General features: G+C 59.2%; 17 protein-coding genes and 1 pseudogene. 4 read left to right on the forward strand and 14 right to left on the reverse strand.

From position 1 onward, the window contains the following. Nucleotides 1-14: 14 nt before the first annotated feature. Complete coding sequence (gene ptsP, locus QP971_RS06670; RefSeq protein WP_284811144.1) at nt 15-1,703, reverse strand: phosphoenolpyruvate--protein phosphotransferase; 1,689 nt, start codon at nt 1,701-1,703, stop codon at nt 15-17. Between the two features lie 198 nt (nt 1,704-1,901). On the opposite strand from ptsP, the gene QP971_RS06675 reads away from it, so the two are divergent. Genes QP971_RS06675 through QP971_RS06685 form a run of 3 tightly spaced genes read left to right on the forward strand, consistent with a single transcriptional unit; the run spans nt 1,902 to nt 5,334 of the window. Continuing rightward, entirely contained in the window at nt 1,902-2,867 is a 966-nt protein-coding gene (locus QP971_RS06675; protein WP_284811145.1) for a 1-phosphofructokinase family hexose kinase, read from the forward strand. Nucleotides 2,868-2,880: 13 nt separating this feature from the next. Then, nucleotides 2,881-5,010: a PTS fructose transporter subunit IIABC gene (locus QP971_RS06680; RefSeq protein ID WP_284811146.1), complete on the forward strand. Its 2,130-nt coding sequence runs from the start codon at nt 2,881-2,883 to the stop codon at nt 5,008-5,010. Between the two features lie 54 nt (nt 5,011-5,064). Continuing rightward, on the forward strand, nt 5,065-5,334 hold the full coding sequence (locus tag QP971_RS06685) for an HPr family phosphocarrier protein (RefSeq protein ID WP_005325102.1): 270 nt from the start codon (nt 5,065-5,067) through the stop codon (nt 5,332-5,334). Nucleotides 5,335-5,402: 68 nt separating this feature from the next. Here the strand turns inward: QP971_RS06685 and QP971_RS06690 are convergent. After that, nucleotides 5,403-5,531, reverse strand: a pseudogene (locus tag QP971_RS06690) (HNH endonuclease signature motif containing protein); the annotation flags it as partial. A 153-nt stretch (nt 5,532-5,684) separates the two neighbouring features. On the opposite strand from QP971_RS06690, the gene QP971_RS06695 reads away from it, so the two are divergent. After that, a complete protein-coding gene (locus QP971_RS06695; RefSeq protein ID WP_284811147.1) occupies nt 5,685-6,242 on the forward strand; it encodes a hypothetical protein in 558 nt (185 codons plus the stop codon). Between the two features lie 28 nt (nt 6,243-6,270). Here QP971_RS06695 and QP971_RS06700 read toward each other — a convergent pair whose 3' ends face one another. The 12 genes from QP971_RS06700 to QP971_RS06755 form a co-directional block, all read right to left on the reverse strand. Continuing rightward, complete coding sequence (locus QP971_RS06700) at nt 6,271-6,720, reverse strand: hypothetical protein (protein WP_284811148.1); 450 nt, start codon at nt 6,718-6,720, stop codon at nt 6,271-6,273. Then, nucleotides 6,720-6,962, reverse strand: a complete 243-nt coding sequence (locus QP971_RS06705) for a hypothetical protein (RefSeq protein WP_284811149.1) — start codon at nt 6,960-6,962, stop codon at nt 6,720-6,722. Before QP971_RS06705 ends, QP971_RS06700 begins: the two co-directional genes overlap by 1 nt. A 284-nt stretch (nt 6,963-7,246) precedes the next feature. Then, nucleotides 7,247-8,380, reverse strand: a complete 1,134-nt coding sequence (locus QP971_RS06710; RefSeq protein ID WP_284811150.1) for a hypothetical protein — start codon at nt 8,378-8,380, stop codon at nt 7,247-7,249. Nucleotides 8,381-8,875: 495 nt separating this feature from the next. Next, nucleotides 8,876-9,208, reverse strand: coding sequence for an HNH endonuclease (locus QP971_RS06715; RefSeq protein WP_284811151.1), 333 nt, complete (start codon nt 9,206-9,208; stop codon nt 8,876-8,878). Nucleotides 9,209-9,945: 737 nt separating this feature from the next. Continuing rightward, on the reverse strand, nt 9,946-11,628 hold the full coding sequence (locus QP971_RS06720; protein WP_284811152.1) for a hypothetical protein: 1,683 nt from the start codon (nt 11,626-11,628) through the stop codon (nt 9,946-9,948). 412 nt (nt 11,629-12,040) lie between these two features. Further along, nucleotides 12,041-12,211: a hypothetical protein gene (locus QP971_RS06725; protein ID WP_284811153.1), complete on the reverse strand. Its 171-nt coding sequence runs from the start codon at nt 12,209-12,211 to the stop codon at nt 12,041-12,043. Beyond that, nucleotides 12,208-12,681, reverse strand: a complete 474-nt coding sequence (locus QP971_RS06730) for a hypothetical protein (RefSeq protein WP_284811154.1) — start codon at nt 12,679-12,681, stop codon at nt 12,208-12,210. The genes QP971_RS06725 and QP971_RS06730 overlap by 4 nt, the downstream gene beginning before the upstream one ends. Nucleotides 12,682-12,749: 68 nt before the next feature. Then, nucleotides 12,750-12,965, reverse strand: a complete 216-nt coding sequence (locus tag QP971_RS06735; RefSeq protein WP_284811155.1) for a hypothetical protein — start codon at nt 12,963-12,965, stop codon at nt 12,750-12,752. Nucleotides 12,966-13,144: 179 nt separating this feature from the next. Beyond that, nucleotides 13,145-13,456, reverse strand: coding sequence for a hypothetical protein (locus tag QP971_RS06740; protein ID WP_284811156.1), 312 nt, complete (start codon nt 13,454-13,456; stop codon nt 13,145-13,147). 2 nt (nt 13,457-13,458) lie between these two features. Further along, the gene (locus tag QP971_RS06745; RefSeq protein ID WP_284811157.1) at nt 13,459-14,937 is read right to left on the reverse strand and encodes a recombinase family protein; all 1,479 of its coding nucleotides are present in this window, start codon (nt 14,935-14,937) and stop codon (nt 13,459-13,461) included. A 10-nt stretch (nt 14,938-14,947) separates the two neighbouring features. Then, on the reverse strand, nt 14,948-15,838 hold the full coding sequence (locus tag QP971_RS06750) for an HNH endonuclease signature motif containing protein (protein WP_284811158.1): 891 nt from the start codon (nt 15,836-15,838) through the stop codon (nt 14,948-14,950). A gap of 131 nt (nt 15,839-15,969) precedes the next feature. Continuing rightward, nucleotides 15,970-17,250: a uracil-xanthine permease family protein gene (locus tag QP971_RS06755; protein WP_040425259.1), complete on the reverse strand. Its 1,281-nt coding sequence runs from the start codon at nt 17,248-17,250 to the stop codon at nt 15,970-15,972. Between the last annotated feature and the right edge of the window lie 30 nt (nt 17,251-17,280).

The raw sequence follows: 17,280 nt of genomic DNA on the forward strand, positions 1-17,280 counted from the left end.
ATCCTTCGCCTACTTTAGGCGAAGGACTCCATGCGTTCTACCACTGCGGTACGGGCAGCGTCAGGGCTTTCCGCATCCAGTGCCACCTCGGCAAGCTGTTGGCACTGTTCCAAGGTAACTTCTGCCAGCTGCGCGCCGACGCCTGCTACCGCCGTCGACGCTGCGGATAGCGAATTTACGCCCAAGCCGGTAAGCACGCAGGCCAACATCGGGTCGGCTGCTGCCTCACCGCACACGCCTACCGCGACGTTATTGGCTTGGCCCACGATGCAGGTGTGCTGAATGAGCCGCAGCACAGCCGGCTGCCACGGGTCGGTCAGGTAGGCCAGCTGTGGCGACAGGCGATCTGCAGCCATAGTGTACTGAGTCAGGTCATTGGTGCCGATGGACACGAAATCAAGGTGCGGCATGATTTTATCCGCCATAAGCGCTGCGGCCGGAACCTCGATCATGGCGCCGGCAGTCAGGCCGCGTTCACGGCACAGGCTAGCAAACCACTGGGCCTCGGTAGAGGTGGCAACCATAGGAGCCATCACCCAAGTAGATGCTTTGTCATCGCGAGCCTTAGCCGCCTGCGCAATCCCATCCAGCTGGCGGGTCAGCAGAGCCTCATTATCGCGTGCTATACGCAGGCCACGAACACCCAATGCTGGGTTTTCCTCGGAGCTTAGCGTGGCATAAGAGATAGGCTTATCGGATCCAGCATCCAGCGTACGTACGACAACCTTTGATTCAGGAAAGGCATTAAAGACCTTGCCGTAAATCTTTGCCTGCTCATCAACGCTGGGCTCTTCACTGGCCGAGAGGAACGATAGTTCCGTGCGGTAGAGGCCGATACCCTCTGCCTGCGAATCCGAAGCAATGCGGGCGGCGTTGCCATCAGCGACGTTGGCAAGCAGCTGCACACGGTGACCGTCCTTGGTTTCAGCCGGGCCGCGCCATTGGGCAACGCGTGCCGCACGCTCGCGGTACTCGGCCACTGCCTTTGTGGAAGCCTCTTCATCGGCCCCAAGGGTGACGGCGCCCACTGCACCATCGACGAATACCAACGTGCCGCTTTCAATATCGCTAAGCGCGGCGCCTACAGCAACGATGCACGGAATATCCAACTGACGGGCGATAATGGCCGTATGGCTGGTAGGTCCACCAAGCTCGGTGACAAGGGCCTTGATGTGCTTGGTATCCAGCGTCGCGGTATCGGCCGGGGCCAAATCGTCCGCGAACAGCACAGCCTCGCTGTCTACGAGCGGCAGGCCCGGCTCGTCCTCGCCGCGCAGCTCTGCGATTACGCGGTCGCGCACGTCCTTCAAGTCAGTGGTGCGCTCTGCCATCACGCCGCCAGCGGCCTCGAACATGGTGACAAACTTATCGGTGGCACCGACAGTGGCGAATTCCGCATCCCGGCCGGTGCGGATATTCTTGCGCACCGCCTTATGCCAACCACGGTCCTTGACCATGCCGGCCGTTGCGGTCAGAACTTCCGCAGCCTGACCTTCCGCGGCAGCAGCTCGCTGCTCCAAGCGGCCAGCAACAGTATCTACGGCCGCAAGGAAGCGGTCGTATTCAGAATCGCTCGCTTGCTCTGGGTCAATGCTTCCGTCGGTAGGCAGGGCCGGGCGAGGGCGGACCCACACGGCTTCGGCGTAGGCGACTCCTGCAACGACACCGGTTCCTTTGATTGTGGACTCAGACGCGTTTTCCATGAGCGTACTTCCTTCGAAGATAGCGGTTTATTAACTTCCAGAACACCACAAATCGGATAGAAAAGCAATGTATACCACAGAAATTCTGTTGACTTTCGGACATAATCGGACAAGAATCAACATTTAAGGGCGGGCCATGCCCGCGAGGTTCTCTCCAACGGCGTTCGGCCCCAATATACAACCTGCGAAAGGGACAACTTGATTCTCACGCTGACCCCCAATCCCAGTATCGACGCCACCCTTGTGCTCAGCGAGCCATTGACCTCCGGTGATGTCCACCGCGCCAGCGAGGTCACACAGGTTGCTGGCGGCAAGGGCGTAAACGTCACCCATGCCGTGCACTTGGCCGGCGAGCAATCCTTGGCTCTTTTCCCGGCCCACGACTCCGATTCTTTCCTAACTCTCATCCACTCGGCCGGGCTGCCTTCCTCTGCAATCCACATGGATGGCACAATTCGCGTCAACACCACCATCACGGAGCCTGATGGCACTACCACCAAGGTCAACGGTCCAGGCCCTGTGCTTTCCGACGTCGACTCCCACGCCATTACCTCCGAGCTCACCGCCCGCGCCCTTGCCTCCGACTGGGTGGTACTAGCCGGCTCCCTGCCGCGTGGCGTTAACACCGATTGGTATTGCGATCTCATCTCCGCGGTCCGCGCGGCCGCACCACAGGCTCGCATTGCCGTCGATACGTCAGATGCCCCAATGCAGGCCATTGGCGAAAGCCTCAATTCTGCTGCGCCGGATCTCATTAAGCCCAATGGATTAGAGCTCGGCCAGCTCACCGGAACCGATGGCCGCGAACTGGAAGACCAGGCCGCACGCGGCGAGTACTCGGGGGTTGTTCGGGCGGCCCGGGACGTCGTCAAGCAGGGCATCGCAGAAGTACTCGTCACTCTTGGCGGTGCCGGCGCGGTGCTGGTTACCGCGGACGGCGCTTGGGCTGCAACTCCCCCGCCAGCAACGGTGAAATCCACCGTAGGCGCCGGTGACGCCGCGCTCGCCGGATACCTCCTCGGCCGCACCGAAGGTAAATCACCGGCCGATAGCCTCGCACAGTCGGTGGCCTACGGAACTGCGGCTGCATCCAAACAAGGCACCCAATTCCCCCGCCCAGAAGAACTCGATATCGCACATACCCCCGTAAACTCGCTAGCCTAAGGAGTGCCTAAACATGGCTTCCGACCTCATCACTACCGACCTAGTCGCGCTCGACGCCGACTTCGGCGACAGCGTTGACTCCGTCATCACCAACCTGGCCACGCTGGTCCATGACACCGGCCGAGCCGCCGACATCGCCGGTTTGGCACAGCCCGCCATCGACCGCGAGGCCAAGGCCGGAACCGGCGTCCCTGGCGGAGTCGCCATTCCACACTGCCGCTCCGAGGCCGTGACCGAACCTACCCTCGCATTCGCTCGTCTGAGCCGCGGCGTGGATTTCTCCGGCCCCGACGGCGACGCTCAGCTCGTCTTCCTCATCGCCGCTCCGGCCGGTGGCGGCAAGGCCCACCTGAAGATTTTGTCCAAGTTGGCCCGCGCCCTAGTACGCAAGGATTTCCTCGAGGCACTTCGCAACGCACCCACCAAGGAAGAAATCGTTCGGCTTGTGCTGGACGTAGTAAATGCCGAAAAGCCGAAGAAGAAGCCAGCCGAAGAACCGACCGCCCAGGGCGCTACTGCCCGCACTGCCGCAACCGGCGCCGGTGCCGGTGCCAGTGGCGCCGGCTCCTCCGCCGCCGCGCCCTCGGCCGCAACCCCTACTAACGCAGAATCTTCGGCCGATGTCACCCGCATCGTGGCCATCACCGCCTGCCCCACCGGCATCGCCCACACCTACATGGCCGCCGACGCGCTGACCCAGACCGCAGCCGAGCGTGACGACGTCTCGCTGACCGTAGAGACCCAAGGCTCGTCAAATAATGAGTCTGTCTCTCAAGCCACCATCGACGCGGCCGATGCAGTTATCTTTGCCACGGAGGTCGGCGTGCGCGATCGCGAGCGCTTCTCTGGCAAGCCGGTAATCGAATCCGGCGTCAAGCGCGCCATCAATGAGCCCGGCACCATGCTCGATGAGGCCGTCGCTGCCGCGCACAACCCCCACTCGCACAAAGTCTCCGGCACCGCTACCCGTGCCGATGCGGAAGAAGAAGGCAAGTCCCTCGGTTGGGGCAAGCGCATCCAGCAAGCCATTATGACCGGCGTGTCTTATATGGTCCCGTTCGCCGCGGCCGGTGGTCTGCTGCTCGCCCTGGGCTTTCTTTTCGGTGGTGCCGATATGGCAAATGGTTGGCAAGCACTATCGACGGACTTTTCGCTCGGCAACCTCCCCAGCCATGACGTGACCGTTGACGGCGAACTCATGCACTTCGAGCGCTCCGGGTTCTTGCTCTATCTCGGCGCTGTTCTCTTCGCCGTCGGCCAAGCGGCTATGAGCTTTATTGTCGCCGCGCTGTCGGGCTATATCGCCTACGCGCTCGCTGGCCGTCCGGGCATCGCCCCGGGCTTCGCGGGCGGCGCGATCGCAGTTACCTTGGGCGCTGGGTTCATCGGTGGCCTGGTAACTGGTCTTCTGGCGGGCTTTATCGCCATGTGGATTGGCAATTGGAAAGTGCCACGCTGGCTGGGCTCGCTCATGCCGGTCGTCATTATCCCTCTGCTTGCCTCGCTAATCGTCGGCCTTGCAATGTACCTGCTGCTGGGTGCACCGTTGGCAGCCATCATGGACGGCCTGCAAAATTGGTTATCATCCATGTCCGGCTCCTCGGCCGTGCTCCTTGGCATCATCCTCGGCTTGATGATGTGCTTCGACCTGGGCGGCCCAGTCAATAAGGCTGCCTACCTCTTCGCGACGGCCGGGCTTTCCACCGGTGACGAATCCTCCATGCAGATCATGGCCGCCGTCATGGCTTCCGGCATGGTCGCACCGATTGCACTGTCGCTAGCCACGTTCATCCGCAAGTCGCTGTTTACACCGGCCGAGCAGGAGAACGGCAAGTCTGCTTGGCTGCTGGGTCTGTCCTTCGTCTCGGAGGGCGCCATCCCGTTCGCCGCGGCCGACCCGTTCCGCGTCATCCCTTCGATGATGGCCGGCGGCGCGGTAACGGGCGCGATTTCGATGGCTCTTTCGGTCGGTTCCCGTGCCCCGCACGGCGGCGTGTTCGTCTTCTTCGCCATTGACCCGTTCTGGGGCTACCTCGTGGCCATTGCAGCCGGCGTGGTTGTCTCCACTGCGGCGGTGCTGGCGATGAAGCAGTTCTGGCCTAACAAGGCCGTCGAAGAAGCCGCCCAGAACGTGGCAGCATAAACCAAACACTCGTACACTGGATTGTAAAAATCCCCGTAAGAAAGGATATTTTCCATGGCTTCCAAGACTGTAAAGGTTGGCTCCTCTGTAGGCCTGCACGCACGTCCTGCATCTATTATCGCGGACGCTGCCGGCGAGTTCGATGAGGATATCTTCCTCAACCTGGTCGGCGACGATGATGAGGATGAGACCGATGCGGCCTCTTCCCTGATGATTATGGCTCTTGGTGCAGAACAGGGCGATGAGGTTACCGTCACCTCCGAAAACGAAGAAGCAGTGGAAAAGATTGCTGCTCTTATCGAGAAGGACTTGGACGCTTCCTAAGTCCTAAAACGGTTCGGCTCTAGGCTCCCCACCCTTGCGGTGGGGAGCCTTTCGCTTGCCGACGCCACCTATCCCCACGGTGGCACCCACGTCACCTGCCCACGCACCCGGGCTAGCCGGCCTCGTCGCGGCGGGGCGTTGGGGTCATCATCATTGACGCCGTTGTGATATGGACAGCATGTCGCAAGGTTGCTAATTGGTGAATTAGTGTTAACCCTTTAGGGGGTAGCACCTGCCCTGCCCGGCCCCACCGCCAAAGGGTGCAAACATGCAGGTGGGAAATGCGATTTAAGGCGTTGAACGGTCGCCGCCGGTACGCGGGTAGGGGCTAACGCCTCTATGCTTGCTCTATGAACATTCCTTGGGACATTGTTATTCCGATTTTGAGCGCCATCATTTCCCCTATTGTTTCCATTGGTAGCGTGGTTTATAACAATAAACGACGTGACCGGGAACGGTTGGAACAAGTGCGACGTGAGGATTACGCGAGCCAACGCCGGGCTGTGTCCGAGTGCATCAGAAAGATGCGTGAAGCCGAGGCAACGAGAGCATCTGGTCCGGAGGACCTGGAAAAATACCGGCAACTTTTTAAGCGGTACGAAGACTATCTAAAGGATCTAAACCTAGACGTCACGCACCCTGAAGTGTGTAAATGCCTAGAAGAATGGCTTGCAAGAAATGATGAAGCGGCAGGCAGCCTTCGGAAGTTCCGTCAAATTAATGAGGGGAAGGGCTTGCCGTCAAAAGAAATTACATATGTTATAAACGGCTGTCCGGAGGACCTGCAGCGCTCTGCTAAGGAACATTTACATATTTCGTACGACTACAGCCAACTAGATAAAAGACATAGAACACTGCCCCGGTGCTCGTACGGTAAGCACCGGGGCGGTGAGGCCTTGACAATATAGTTGGCTAACCAACTACGCCCTTATTTTATCAGTAATCAAAGCCGGGCAGGCCGAACGTGCCTGTGACGTAGTAGTTCGTGTCTCGGTTATCGGCGGTCTTAATTCCCTCTACGCCGCCGCCCCCGCGTGCGATACGGGCGCCGATAGCGTCGAGGTCGTCCTCTTGCCCCGCGTCGTCGAGGTGGTGAGCACCGGGGCCGGGGCGTGACTCATTTAGCCGCCATGGCCGAGACTCCTCCTCCTCCTCGGCGGGGTCGTCCTGTTGGTAGCTCACAACCTCCCCGTGGGTGGGGTTGTAGACGCGGTGGCCGAGGGCGTCCAATTCATCATTGTGACCATAGACGCGGCCACCTAGTTGTGCCGAGTCTGTTTCGTCACAGCGACCATAAATACGAGCGCCCAATTGTCCGGTCTCGGTGTTGGTGCTGCGCCCATAGACGCGAGCGCCAATCTCGGTTAGTTCATCTCTGTAGGCCATTAGCTGTGTTTCCTTTCTCTTTCTTGCCCGGCGTTGATGTATTGGGCACAGACCCGCCTGCCAATTTCAGCCCGGTAGGCCTTTCGCCGTGCAATGAAGATGTCAAAGTCACGTTCATGCCGGGCGAAAAAATGGCCGGGGTGTCCACTCAGGTTGTCTATATAGCGCTTGGTAAGACCGCCATAGCTTCGCCCCGGTTTGAGCGCCTTCAACACGCCCGCCACTTCAACTCGGGAGGGCATGTCAGGGGCCTCTGCAACCCGGCGGGATAGTTCACGGCACCCCACGACCTCTCGAGGCCCAATATGACTACGGGCCGCGGCTGCCACACGTGCCACATATTGCCTGTGCTGTTTTATACGCGATTGCTTAACGTGGGCGTTCTTTCCCTCTTTATCCCACGCCGCTAGGACCTTAGCGTCCTCGTCGTCTACAGGCAGCCCCATAGCTTTGTGAGCTAAGGCCCTCTGCCATGAGCCATGCGGGTGGCATGGCCACACATTCAGGTCGAGGCCGTCCATGGCATTTAGTTCTCGTAGGGGTCGTCTACCGCGTCAAGGTCATAGTCGTCGGCGTTGTCGGTCTTGTACTCAAACACCGTCGGGTTGTATTCCTTGAGCGCCGCTAGTGACTGCTCGGGGGTGGCCATGCCGAACCGCTCATACGGCTCGTGCCAGCCCTTTCCACGATAGGGGTCGCCAACAGTGCGCTCACGGTAATCCAGCCACGCGTCAACTGCCCTAATAGCGTCAATGCGGTGTTCAAGCTCGGGCAGGTCGTCGCCAAGCGGGTCGGCCAGCGGCGCGATATGTCCAAGCCCCTTGCACACCGCCTCAATATCTCCCATGCCAAGCGCGCTTAGTGCACACGTTTGGGCGTCGAACATAAGGGCACGGTAGCGCGCCCGGTTGCTGGTCATTTCTTCCAAGCGGCGGAACACGTCACGCTCGGGGTCAGGCGTGTCGCTTACATCATGGAAAGCCATGGCGCGGGCTAGTGATTCATGTGCCTCTTTGTTGTCTATCATCTTCCATGCACGCACCGCCCGGCGGTAGGCCGTGATAGTGGCCTCGGGCGTAGTGGCAAGGTCAATCAACTCAAGAATTGAGGTCATGTGGTTGCCGCGGCGGGCACGGTCACGAGCGTTGTCGTCTAGTGCTGCCACGGCCTCGGTGTATTCCGTTGCCAGATTGTCGAACCATGCACGCACGTCAGGCTTGCACGATTCAATTAGCGCCTCGGTGGAATAGTCAGGCTTGTCATATTTTGCAATAAGTCCATTCAAGACGTGCTTGCGCGCTGTAGCTAGGCGGCGGGCCTCGGGGGTTGAGGCATTGTGATACTCCCACTTACCGCCCCACCCGTCATTGACGTAAATAGGAACAGTGGTGTTTTCGGTAGGGGTTGGGGAAAGAATGAGCTCGTCTAGGTCTTTGAAACTAGCCCTGTTGAGCTTCACCCACTTGGCGGCCGCGGCCTTTAGCTTGTCGTCGCTCGCCTTATTGGCGTAGTGGTCGTCAAAGTCAGCCATGCGGGCGGAAATTTTTTCGTCCGCTCGTGCCATAGCCTCGGCGGCGGCCGGGCGGGCACCCGTCATGCTTAGCGCGGCCGATACAGCGGCAACGCGATTAGAGAAGTGTGCAATTGGCTCTGTAGCCATAGCTCAATGTCCTTTACTCAAGTTGGTGGATAGTGACAGTGAGTCCTATGGGAGAAGTGACCGGAGGTCGTGCAAGCACATGTGGTTTGGGATTAGGGGCGTGCCCCTTGCCTTTTATTGTGAGCCGTATTAGCGGCGTTGGCAAGAATTAGAAAAGGTACTATTCATGCTGGAAATGGGTACCTTTTCGGCATTGTCCAAGGTTAAATAACATGGCTGTGTTTATGTCGCTGGCACGACCGGGGGTAGCAAACGGGGGTACTTCACAGCCGCGCCGCCAAGATTGCCACTGCGGGGGTACTAGGCGGCCGGGCGCGGCGGCGTCCAATAGGTATTGCCCTCGGCGTCGGTGCGTGCGATTTGGTCAAACGGGCCTGTGTGCCTCTCTCGCGCCCTGTAGGGGCGTGGCCGGGTAAAGTTATACCGCCGAGGCGTGAAAGGCCGTCCATGGCCGCGTGAGGCGTTGATTTCGCGCTGTTTGGCCCTCGGCGTGGTTTACCAGTCCAACAAAGTAGGTGGATTAGGCCCGCGGCGGGAACGGCGCCCATCACCACGAGCGGAGTTGCACGAGCGGTGCGCGGGTTTTACCTCTCCCATGAGGTCACCGCCTTGGCTAAGGGGAACAAGGTGGTCGAGGGTGAACGCCCGGCCGTGCTTTGGCGGCAAGTTCATATCGATAGCGCCACCGCACAACCAGCACACAGCCAAAGCTGGGTCGCGCTCAAGTTTGCGCCGCCACATGGTGACCTTTTTGCGCCATGAGTGGGAAAAGGCATAAGGGGCGTTGGTCTTATCGCGCTTTTTGCGGGGTGTCTGTGGGCTAGTCACGGCTGTTATTCCTTTCGCGTTGGTGCTCTACAGCCATTTTATGCATGGTTTATTCACGGCATGAGGGGGTTTATTGTGTATCGGTTCCGAGCATTTGGGTTACGCGGTACAAAAGTCCATATACCGGGAGGATAGAGAGGCCGAGGCGGAGGGGAGTCACCCCCACCCCGGCAAGGGGCCGGAGACTAGGCCAATGGAAATTATACGCGAGGTTTCCAATTATTCATTTCCATCTTTCATTGGCGTTGCTCACTACGCGCGGCCGTGGCGCGAGGCATGTCCACACAGCGGAAGCAATGAGCTGTCCACAGCCTTGCCGATTGTCGCCAAAGCTCGTTATTGATAGGCAAACATGATTGTTTGCTTGAGGTCTTTTCGTTCACTTCACACCGCTGGTTTATTGCCGACCTGCGGTTATGTTGTAAGGGTAGGCAGCTACAAGGCAGGGTAGGCACTTAGGGTAGGCTCCTAAACATGCAGGTCAAGTGAGGTTGGGTAGGGTAGGCAGGGTAGGCACCGCTTTAGGTATCCAACCCACCCCACAGCCTTCCAGTACTATATGTATATTTATAATATATTATTATTAATTATAAGGTCTCTATAGTAGAAGTGCCGTAGCTGTGGGGAGCTATACACAGCCTACCCTGCCTACCCTGCCTACCCTACCCCAAAAATATAGCCCTACCTGCACAAACAGGGTAGGCTCGCATAGGAGCCTACCCTACCCATTTAAGTGCCTACCCTGCTTTGTTGAGCTTGAACAGATACCACGCCGCCCGGTTTCCCTTGGCCTCTATTTCCTCAACACTGATAACACCGGACTGTTTCAGGTTGTTAACGGCCTGCTCGCTAACCTCACGCTGTGGTTTACTCAAGGTATTGCGTAACTTGCCGCCCGGCATGGTCCCGCCGTTATCCTTGAGCACCTTAACAATCTTTGTCTCGGCTGCCTTAACAACGGCCTCGTCATGGACACCAACCTTGTCAGCGGCGGCCTCAACTCGGTCACGGCGCTCATGGTGCTCATACTCACGCACAATGCGAGCGCGCGTGAGGTCGGAGACGTCCATAACCACCCCGGCAAGGTGCCACGCCTCGGGGGAGACTTCCAACCGGCCGCGGGTAATGACAGCAAGCGCGGCGGCAACTCGAGCTTGGTTGTAGGCGCGGTGCACGTTGAACGGGTCCACAGGGCGCTTTTCAGCGTCGGCCTTTCGTAGAAAATAGGCCTGTAGCTCCAAGGCATATTGGACGTAATTGTCGATAACAACAGGCTTGGTGGCATTCCATACCTCGGCCGGAATGTCGATTGTGGGAATTTCCACCTCGACGGCATTCCTTTTCCTGCCTAGCTGTGGGCGCTCAACGTGCGTAGTGGCGGCGGGCAGATACAGCCACCGCTGTGCAAGACCGGCCGAGGTCTCCCCTGCTAGGCGGTGCACCCACTTGGCCTGTGCACCGACAAGGAAACAGACACGATACGACCACGCGTCGACGGCGAGCGTGTCCTGTTCCTTTTTGCGCAACACTCCCACGTTCTCGTTAGACCACATCGACAGCAAGGTGCCCTCTTGAGTGCTTTCTTGGGTGCGCCGCTCACCATAAAGACGGTTAATTTCGGCAACCTCGAAAATAACGCGGGCAAGCTCTGGGGGCTGGTTGTCCTCGTCCTCGTCCTCGGCTGCGGTACGTGGCCTTAGCGCGCTAATCATGCCCTCGGGCGAACCAACCGGAGCGCGCGTCGGCTTATTGTATCCAGCGGTGACAAAATTGCCTCGTATCTCACGGCGAACCATATCGCCGCCAAGTTCCATGGTGCGCCCCTTGCCAGCGCCCGGCTCGCCACACAGCGCCACGAAAAGGTTGAATGTGCCTTTACCCTTTTGTTCGCTAAGCGTGGTGACCTCGGGCGGAATGTCGACGGCCACCCACGCCATGACAGCGCCAAGCACGCCCCACGGGTTCACGCCGCGGGCCTTGGCTGCCTTGGCAACCTTGTCTAGACCGGGGTAGGAAAATATCCACTCCATAGACTCAATAACGCTTAATTCGTCAAGCCCAATTGCGCGCGCCGCCTCGGCCCTACTGATTTCACGCATACCGGCATAGGCTGTGAGCTTGTCCACCGGCTTGGTAGATTCCCTAGGCCACCACAATGGCGGCTCACTGTCAGCGTCAGCAAGCTCAAGGTGGGCCTCGTGGGCAATGAGTTCAATCGCGTCGTCGTCCTCATAGAGGGCGTCTGTCCACCGCTCGGTGTCCTCAAACTTGGCGTCGGGGTCGTCACAGCGGTTGAAACGGGCGCCCTCGGGCAGGTCGGCGCCTGCCAGTACCGTTTCCCATGGGGTGCGTTGTTCCCATTCAGCTAGGCTCAAACCACGCTGTGCGGACTGTGTGGACTCAAAATTATGGGTTACCATAGTAACTGTCACTTTCTTTGTTGTTGGTGGTGGCATGGTGGCCCTCGCTGTGAGTCCTTTCGGCGGGGGTCTTTTCCATGCGCGATTTCTTGCCGTGATACCAAGGCAGGACAAGGCCTACTTCCACCCACTTTTGATTAGAGGGGGCAGGCTTGGGCCGCTGCCTTAGATTGTTGGGGAGTACTTCACCTTTTGGTTCACCGCGGTTGCCAAGGCGGCGGCGTAGTTGGCGGCGCTCTTCGAGGGTTTGCGGGCGGTCGGCTAAGAACGTCATGTGGGGCGGCGGTTCGGGAACCGTGTAATAGATTCTCGGAGGGGTGGCAATGGTGAATAAGTCTCCCAATACCCACCCCGCGCCGGTTTGCTCCCATACGCCCACGACGGTGCCGGGGTGCAGACATATTGGTTCCATCTACACCACCGCCTTATTGGCCCGGTAGATGGAGGTCAAGCGGTCTAGGCGCTCGGGGCTTAAGGCAGGCGCGCGGCGTGCCTCGTGGGCAGCCTTGAGGGTGTCCATCGTGGCGAAAGAAAGGCGGATATACTCGGCACGCTGCGTAGGCGTCATTGCGGGTGTGGTCACTGCCAAACCTCCTTTGCCGGGCCGTTAACCCTTGGTGTCCATGGCTTTACAAAGTCTTTGCTACCGGCAAACGACAGCATGGTTTCAATCTCGGACCACTCCACCGGGCGGCCGGGGCGTTCCTTGGCGATAAGCGCAATTGCCAACAACACCGGCATGAAGTCATACACAGAATTGAAATACCGGGTATTTTCGTTCACGTCGTCACCGCTGCCAGATTTAAGGGTGATACGGAACTTGCGCGCCATATCGTCGTCGCCGTGGGCGGCCTCAATGTGCACACGGGTAACCCACTGCTCACGGTAGGCCGGGTCGGTGACCACAACGAGGTGGTGAACCATGGCCGGGAAAATGTCGCGCTCTCCCACGTAGATAAGCGGGCAGCTTAGGCGCTGCATGGCGTTGACAATCTCAAGCACGATATTGTCGCCGCGGTTGTCGTCATTGCGGTCGCCGCTCACAACGTCCATGAAGTCAATTAGATTGTAAATTTGAACTTCGGCACTCATGCCCTGAAAGAAATTAGGTTCAGCCACGGCTATGCACCCGCCTTGGACAAAATGGCGGTTACATCGTCAATGTGAGCTTGGGTGAGGGCAGGCGCCTCGGCCATGATTTTGCGGGCGTACTCACTGATTCGGAACGCGGCTAGGTCTTGTTCCAGCTCGGTGGTATCAGCACCCGGGTGCCAGCGCCTTTGCGCGTTTAGGCGCCCGTTTAGGCGATATACGGTTGGTGATTCTTTGGGGGCCATTTCGGCATACCTTTCACACCTCTCTCGGGAGAGAGGTTATAAGGCCACCGTTTAGGCAGGGTATGGAGGCTCCCCGCGGCTTAATGTGGTGAATACCGTTTACCTAGCATTGACGCTGGTAGAGGCTCGTTTGGTAACCACGCCGATAAAGTTATGCCCCAATTATAAACTATAGAATTTCATAGTTCAACCGAGGGGGTGCCCCCATTGAGATAATCGCCCCACCACTCAACGAGCTGTGCAAACTTCACCGTATGCACGCGGCGACACTTGGTACATTCCAAGGTGTAGACGTTCTCCCCTACAGGCTCATTGGGCTGGTGCCCGTGATCGGTCACCACAGCGTTACGCACCTGCCGGTCAAAAGCCGGTGCCATGTAGTGGTTAGCGTGGGCAGATTGCTTAAGCCACATGAGGTTGGATACCGGCCGCGGCGCCCCCTGTGGCGTAGGCCGACACTTACATTTAATTTTCAGTACGCGAGAGGCCATGGCTACACCTTCCAATCTACGGTGACGTATTCGGGGTTGAACTTAGATTGCGGGCCGCCGGTGTGCTCTATGGTGATAGTCATTAGCGCCCGGATAAGTTCGCGCTTTAGCTCGAGCGTGGCTGTTGCCCACCACGCGCGAACGTCTGTCACCCCGGCCACCTCGGATAAGACACCGCCCGCGCCTGCCAGCTCTACAAGCTCGGCGTCGATAGCCTCGAGCTGGTCTGTTAACGCTTTGTTCATACGGCCAAACTGGTCCATGCTTACATTTCCTAGTGTGGCCTGTTGCTCAAGGTCGGCCATACGCCCGCGCACCATATCGCGTGTTGCTGTCAGCTCGGCGCGGCGGTCCGTATCCACACCGGCGGCTAAGTCCCCGATAATGTCTGCTTGATAAAGCCGGGCAAGGACAAGGTCGGTAATATAGCGCTCCAGCGGCTCGGCTATACGGGTTGGGTGCCCGCCACCGCGTCCCTTGCACCAATAGACACGCTTGGGCTGTCCCTCGCCTTTTTTCTTGTACCACTTTTTACGGCAGGACATGGGCGCGCCACACTTGCCACACAGCGCAATTCCGCTAAGCAAGTGTTGCGGGGCGTTGCCTACACGGTTGGTCGTGCGAGCCGGGTTGGTCAGATGTGCCCACAACGCCTGCCATACCTCGGGGTCGAGCACCGGCTCCCAATTGCCGCGGCCAATGATTCCGAGCTTGTCCCACGCGCTCAACTTCTCCCACTCGGCGGCGGTGTAATCCTTTTTCTTTAACCCGTAATGCGTGAACCCACCCATTGTTGGCGTTAGCAAGCTCTTACGTAAGTTCTGTGCATTGGGGCGCCCGCCGCTGGTTGTGGTAACGCCCTTGTCCTCCCATTCACGGGCAATGCGACGTAGTGACTCCCCTGCCAAGATACGGGTTGCCGCGTCACGTACAAGGGCCGCCTCGGTGGGGTGAGGCTCACCGCTGCGGGTGTATCCAAACAGCCGGTTGGGCTTGGTGGGATAGTCCCCACGGCTGCGGTGCTGTGCAAAGGCCGCGGCTACACGGGTGGACTTAATCGCACTTTCCCACTGGCTCACACCCGACAACATGGTGCTAATAAGGTCGGCGTTGGGGTCGTCTAGGGCTTGCTCGCCGCCATTGACGTAGATAAGGCGGCAATGCGTGTTCTTAAGCGTGGCCTTGAATAGTTCGTACTCACCCACATTGCGGCTAATCCGGTCGGGTGCGAACGATAGCACCGCGCCTATCTTGCGTGCTTTAACGTCGGCTAAAAGGTTAATGAAGCCGGGGCGGTCTTTCCCTGAGTAGGCCGAAATTGAGTTATCGGAATATACGCGGGAGACCTCAAGGCCGTGCTCGGCGGCCAATTTACGGCACATTTCTTCTTGGCGCTCAACACCGGCGCCGTCGTGCTTGTCTAGGGAAATGCGCACGTAGATACCGGCGGGCAGCGTTGTGGTGGTGGTCTTTGTGGTCATATCTGTAGTTTTACACCAATTCACCCATGAGGTTCGCAGCGTTGGTCTCGCCACCATGCTTCCAGGCTTTGAGGTGATGAATCTGGCACTTGTCGGCAGGATAGTTACAGCTCTCCCACGGGCATACCGGGTTGACCGCAGCCGCCATGATCCGCTGCTTATCGTTGGCTACGCGCGAGGTCCGGTAGAGGTTAACCGGCCCCTCATGGGGATGGACGAGCGTGACATAGCCGTGGTCGCTCAGTGTCCGCGCGACAAGCTCGGCTCCGGTGATTCGAGCGCCATTGGTGAGTTGGAGGGTGATTTCCTCTCCGCCTCCGTCTACTACGCGATCGAGCTCGTCGAGGGTGAGAACCACCTGCGTCGTCACCGTTGTGCGCGACGCATCCGCCTTGCCAAAGAAGAGGTCTTTGGCAGATTCCAGCGGCTTATTGGCATCCAATGCAGCGTGCATATCCGCCACATCGGCCGAATCCCCGGTAATGGTCAATGACCACGGGCCGCCGGAGCGGCGGGTAATTCGTACTCCCTTTTCGGGCGCGCGGCGCGGTCGCAGTTCGCGTACCAAAGCGCGGGCACGCTTTTCCAGGGCGGTGGCGCTGCCGCGAAAGGCACACAGTTCGGTGCGTAGGGTCCAGGCATCGCGCTGCGTCGGCAAGCGCAGGGCGTATTTTTCAATCAGCAGTAGCACGTCAAGGGAATGCCAAGTCTGCCGCGCCGCTCGCTGTTTGGCGGCAAAGCCGCACCGGCCGAAGTAGGTATCGCATAAACGCAGCAGGTCGCGCGCGGCTATATCTGAGGCGCCTCGCGCGATCAGCTCACGATCGCTGAGCCCCTGAACGGCGGCGATAATGTCCATGCCGGCGCCCACAGCGTTTAAGTATGCGTCTAATGCGGTCATGCCGTTGAGTTAAACAGCACCCGCAGGCCCGTGCGAGCCGCATATCGGCCCGCTGTGGATAACCCGCGTTGGCCCGTCAACAAAACTGCCCGCCGCGGGCGCGCGATGGGCAGTTATTCACAGGTTGAAAATTAGTACTTGGCGCCGTGTCCCTCGCCGACGGAATCGTAGAGCTTTTTCATAATCGGATAGGCCACGATGATGCCAACCGAGCCCCACGCAATGCCCTCGAGGGAGACCCCACCTACGGTGAGGGTCAGGTTGCCGATGCCCGCGATCAGCGCCACCGCGGCCGCAGTCAGGTTGACCGGGTTATTGAAATTAACCTTATTATCCATCCAGATGCGCACACCCAGCATGCCGATGAGTCCATACAGCACGATGCAAGCGCCGCCGAGAACGCCGGTGGGGATGGTAAAGATCAGCGCACCAAACTTCGGCACGAAGGCCAAAAGGATAGCGGTAAAGGCTGCTACCCAGTAGGCGGCGGTGGAATAAACACGCGTTGCGGCCATCACGCCGATATTTTCGGCGTAGGTCGTGGTACCGGAGCCACCGAAGCCGCCGGCAAGGGTGGACGCGAGGCCATCGGCAATCAGGGCGTCACCGGCCAGGTCATCGAGATCGCGCTTTGTCATCTCGGAGACGGCCTTGACGTGGCCGACGTTTTCCGCGATGAGAACTACCAGCACGGGAAGCGCCACGGCAATGGCGGAAACGTTGAAAGAAGGCGCGTGGAATTCCGGCAGGCCCACCCACGGGGCGGCATCGATGGCCGCCACGGCGTCATCACCGAGGTTGCCGGTCAGCGCCGCGAAGACCCAGCCGACGACCACGCCGAGCAGGATGGACAGGCGCGAGACCATGCCGCGGCCGGCGACGGTGGCCAGCAGGATGACGAGTAGCGTCACGGCGGCCACGAGCGGCTGGGAGGCGAAGTTCTCGGCCGCATTCGGCGCCAGGTTGAGCCCGATGAGGGCCACAATCGCACCGGTCACGGCCGGCGGCATGACGGCGTCCAAGACGCGGCGGCCGGCGATTTTGACTGCCACACCCACCGCGGCCAAGACGAGGCCGGTGACCAAAATGGAGCCCGCTTGCGCGGCGATGCCGTACTGCTGCGACGCCGAAAGCGGTGCGATGAACGCGAACGAGGAGCCGAGGTAGGACGGCAACCGGTTGCGCGTGATAAGCAGAAATAAAATTGTGCCGAGACCGGAAAAGAGCAGCGTCGTATTGACGGGGAATCCGGTCAAGGTGGGAACCAAAAGCGTAGCGCCGAACATGGCCACCACGTGCTGCATTCCGATGCCGATGGTTCGGCCCCAGCTGAGTCGTTCTTCCGGCGCTACGACCGCGCCCGGTGCAATCCTTTTACCGTCTCCGTGGACGGTCCAACCTTTTAAGCTCACGAGCCTTAATTATGGATCACCCGGGCTGGT

Origin of the sequence: Corynebacterium marquesiae, assembly GCF_030229635.1 — a bacterium.
Lineage (GTDB): Bacteria > Actinomycetota > Actinomycetes > Mycobacteriales > Mycobacteriaceae > Corynebacterium > Corynebacterium marquesiae.

Coding starts and splice junctions, on each gene's coding strand:
- ptsP (WP_284811144.1), bottom strand. CDS start 1,703: ATGGAAAACGCGTCTGAGTCCACAATCAAAGGAACCGGTGTCGTTGCA.
- QP971_RS06680 (WP_284811146.1), top strand. CDS start 2,881: ATGGCTTCCGACCTCATCACTACCGACCTAGTCGCGCTCGACGCCGAC.
- QP971_RS06685 (WP_005325102.1), top strand. CDS start 5,065: ATGGCTTCCAAGACTGTAAAGGTTGGCTCCTCTGTAGGCCTGCACGCA.
- QP971_RS06695 (WP_284811147.1), top strand. CDS start 5,685: ATGAACATTCCTTGGGACATTGTTATTCCGATTTTGAGCGCCATCATT.
- QP971_RS06700 (WP_284811148.1), bottom strand. CDS start 6,720: ATGGCCTACAGAGATGAACTAACCGAGATTGGCGCTCGCGTCTATGGG.
- QP971_RS06705 (WP_284811149.1), bottom strand. CDS start 6,962: ATGCCCTCCCGAGTTGAAGTGGCGGGCGTGTTGAAGGCGCTCAAACCG.
- QP971_RS06710 (WP_284811150.1), bottom strand. CDS start 8,380: ATGGCTACAGAGCCAATTGCACACTTCTCTAATCGCGTTGCCGCTGTA.
- QP971_RS06720 (WP_284811152.1), bottom strand. CDS start 11,628: ATGGTAACCCATAATTTTGAGTCCACACAGTCCGCACAGCGTGGTTTG.
- QP971_RS06730 (WP_284811154.1), bottom strand. CDS start 12,681: ATGGACGTTGTGAGCGGCGACCGCAATGACGACAACCGCGGCGACAAT.
- QP971_RS06735 (WP_284811155.1), bottom strand. CDS start 12,965: ATGGCCCCCAAAGAATCACCAACCGTATATCGCCTAAACGGGCGCCTA.
- QP971_RS06740 (WP_284811156.1), bottom strand. CDS start 13,456: ATGGCCTCTCGCGTACTGAAAATTAAATGTAAGTGTCGGCCTACGCCA.
- QP971_RS06745 (WP_284811157.1), bottom strand. CDS start 14,937: ATGACCACAAAGACCACCACCACAACGCTGCCCGCCGGTATCTACGTG.
- QP971_RS06750 (WP_284811158.1), bottom strand. CDS start 15,838: ATGACCGCATTAGACGCATACTTAAACGCTGTGGGCGCCGGCATGGAC.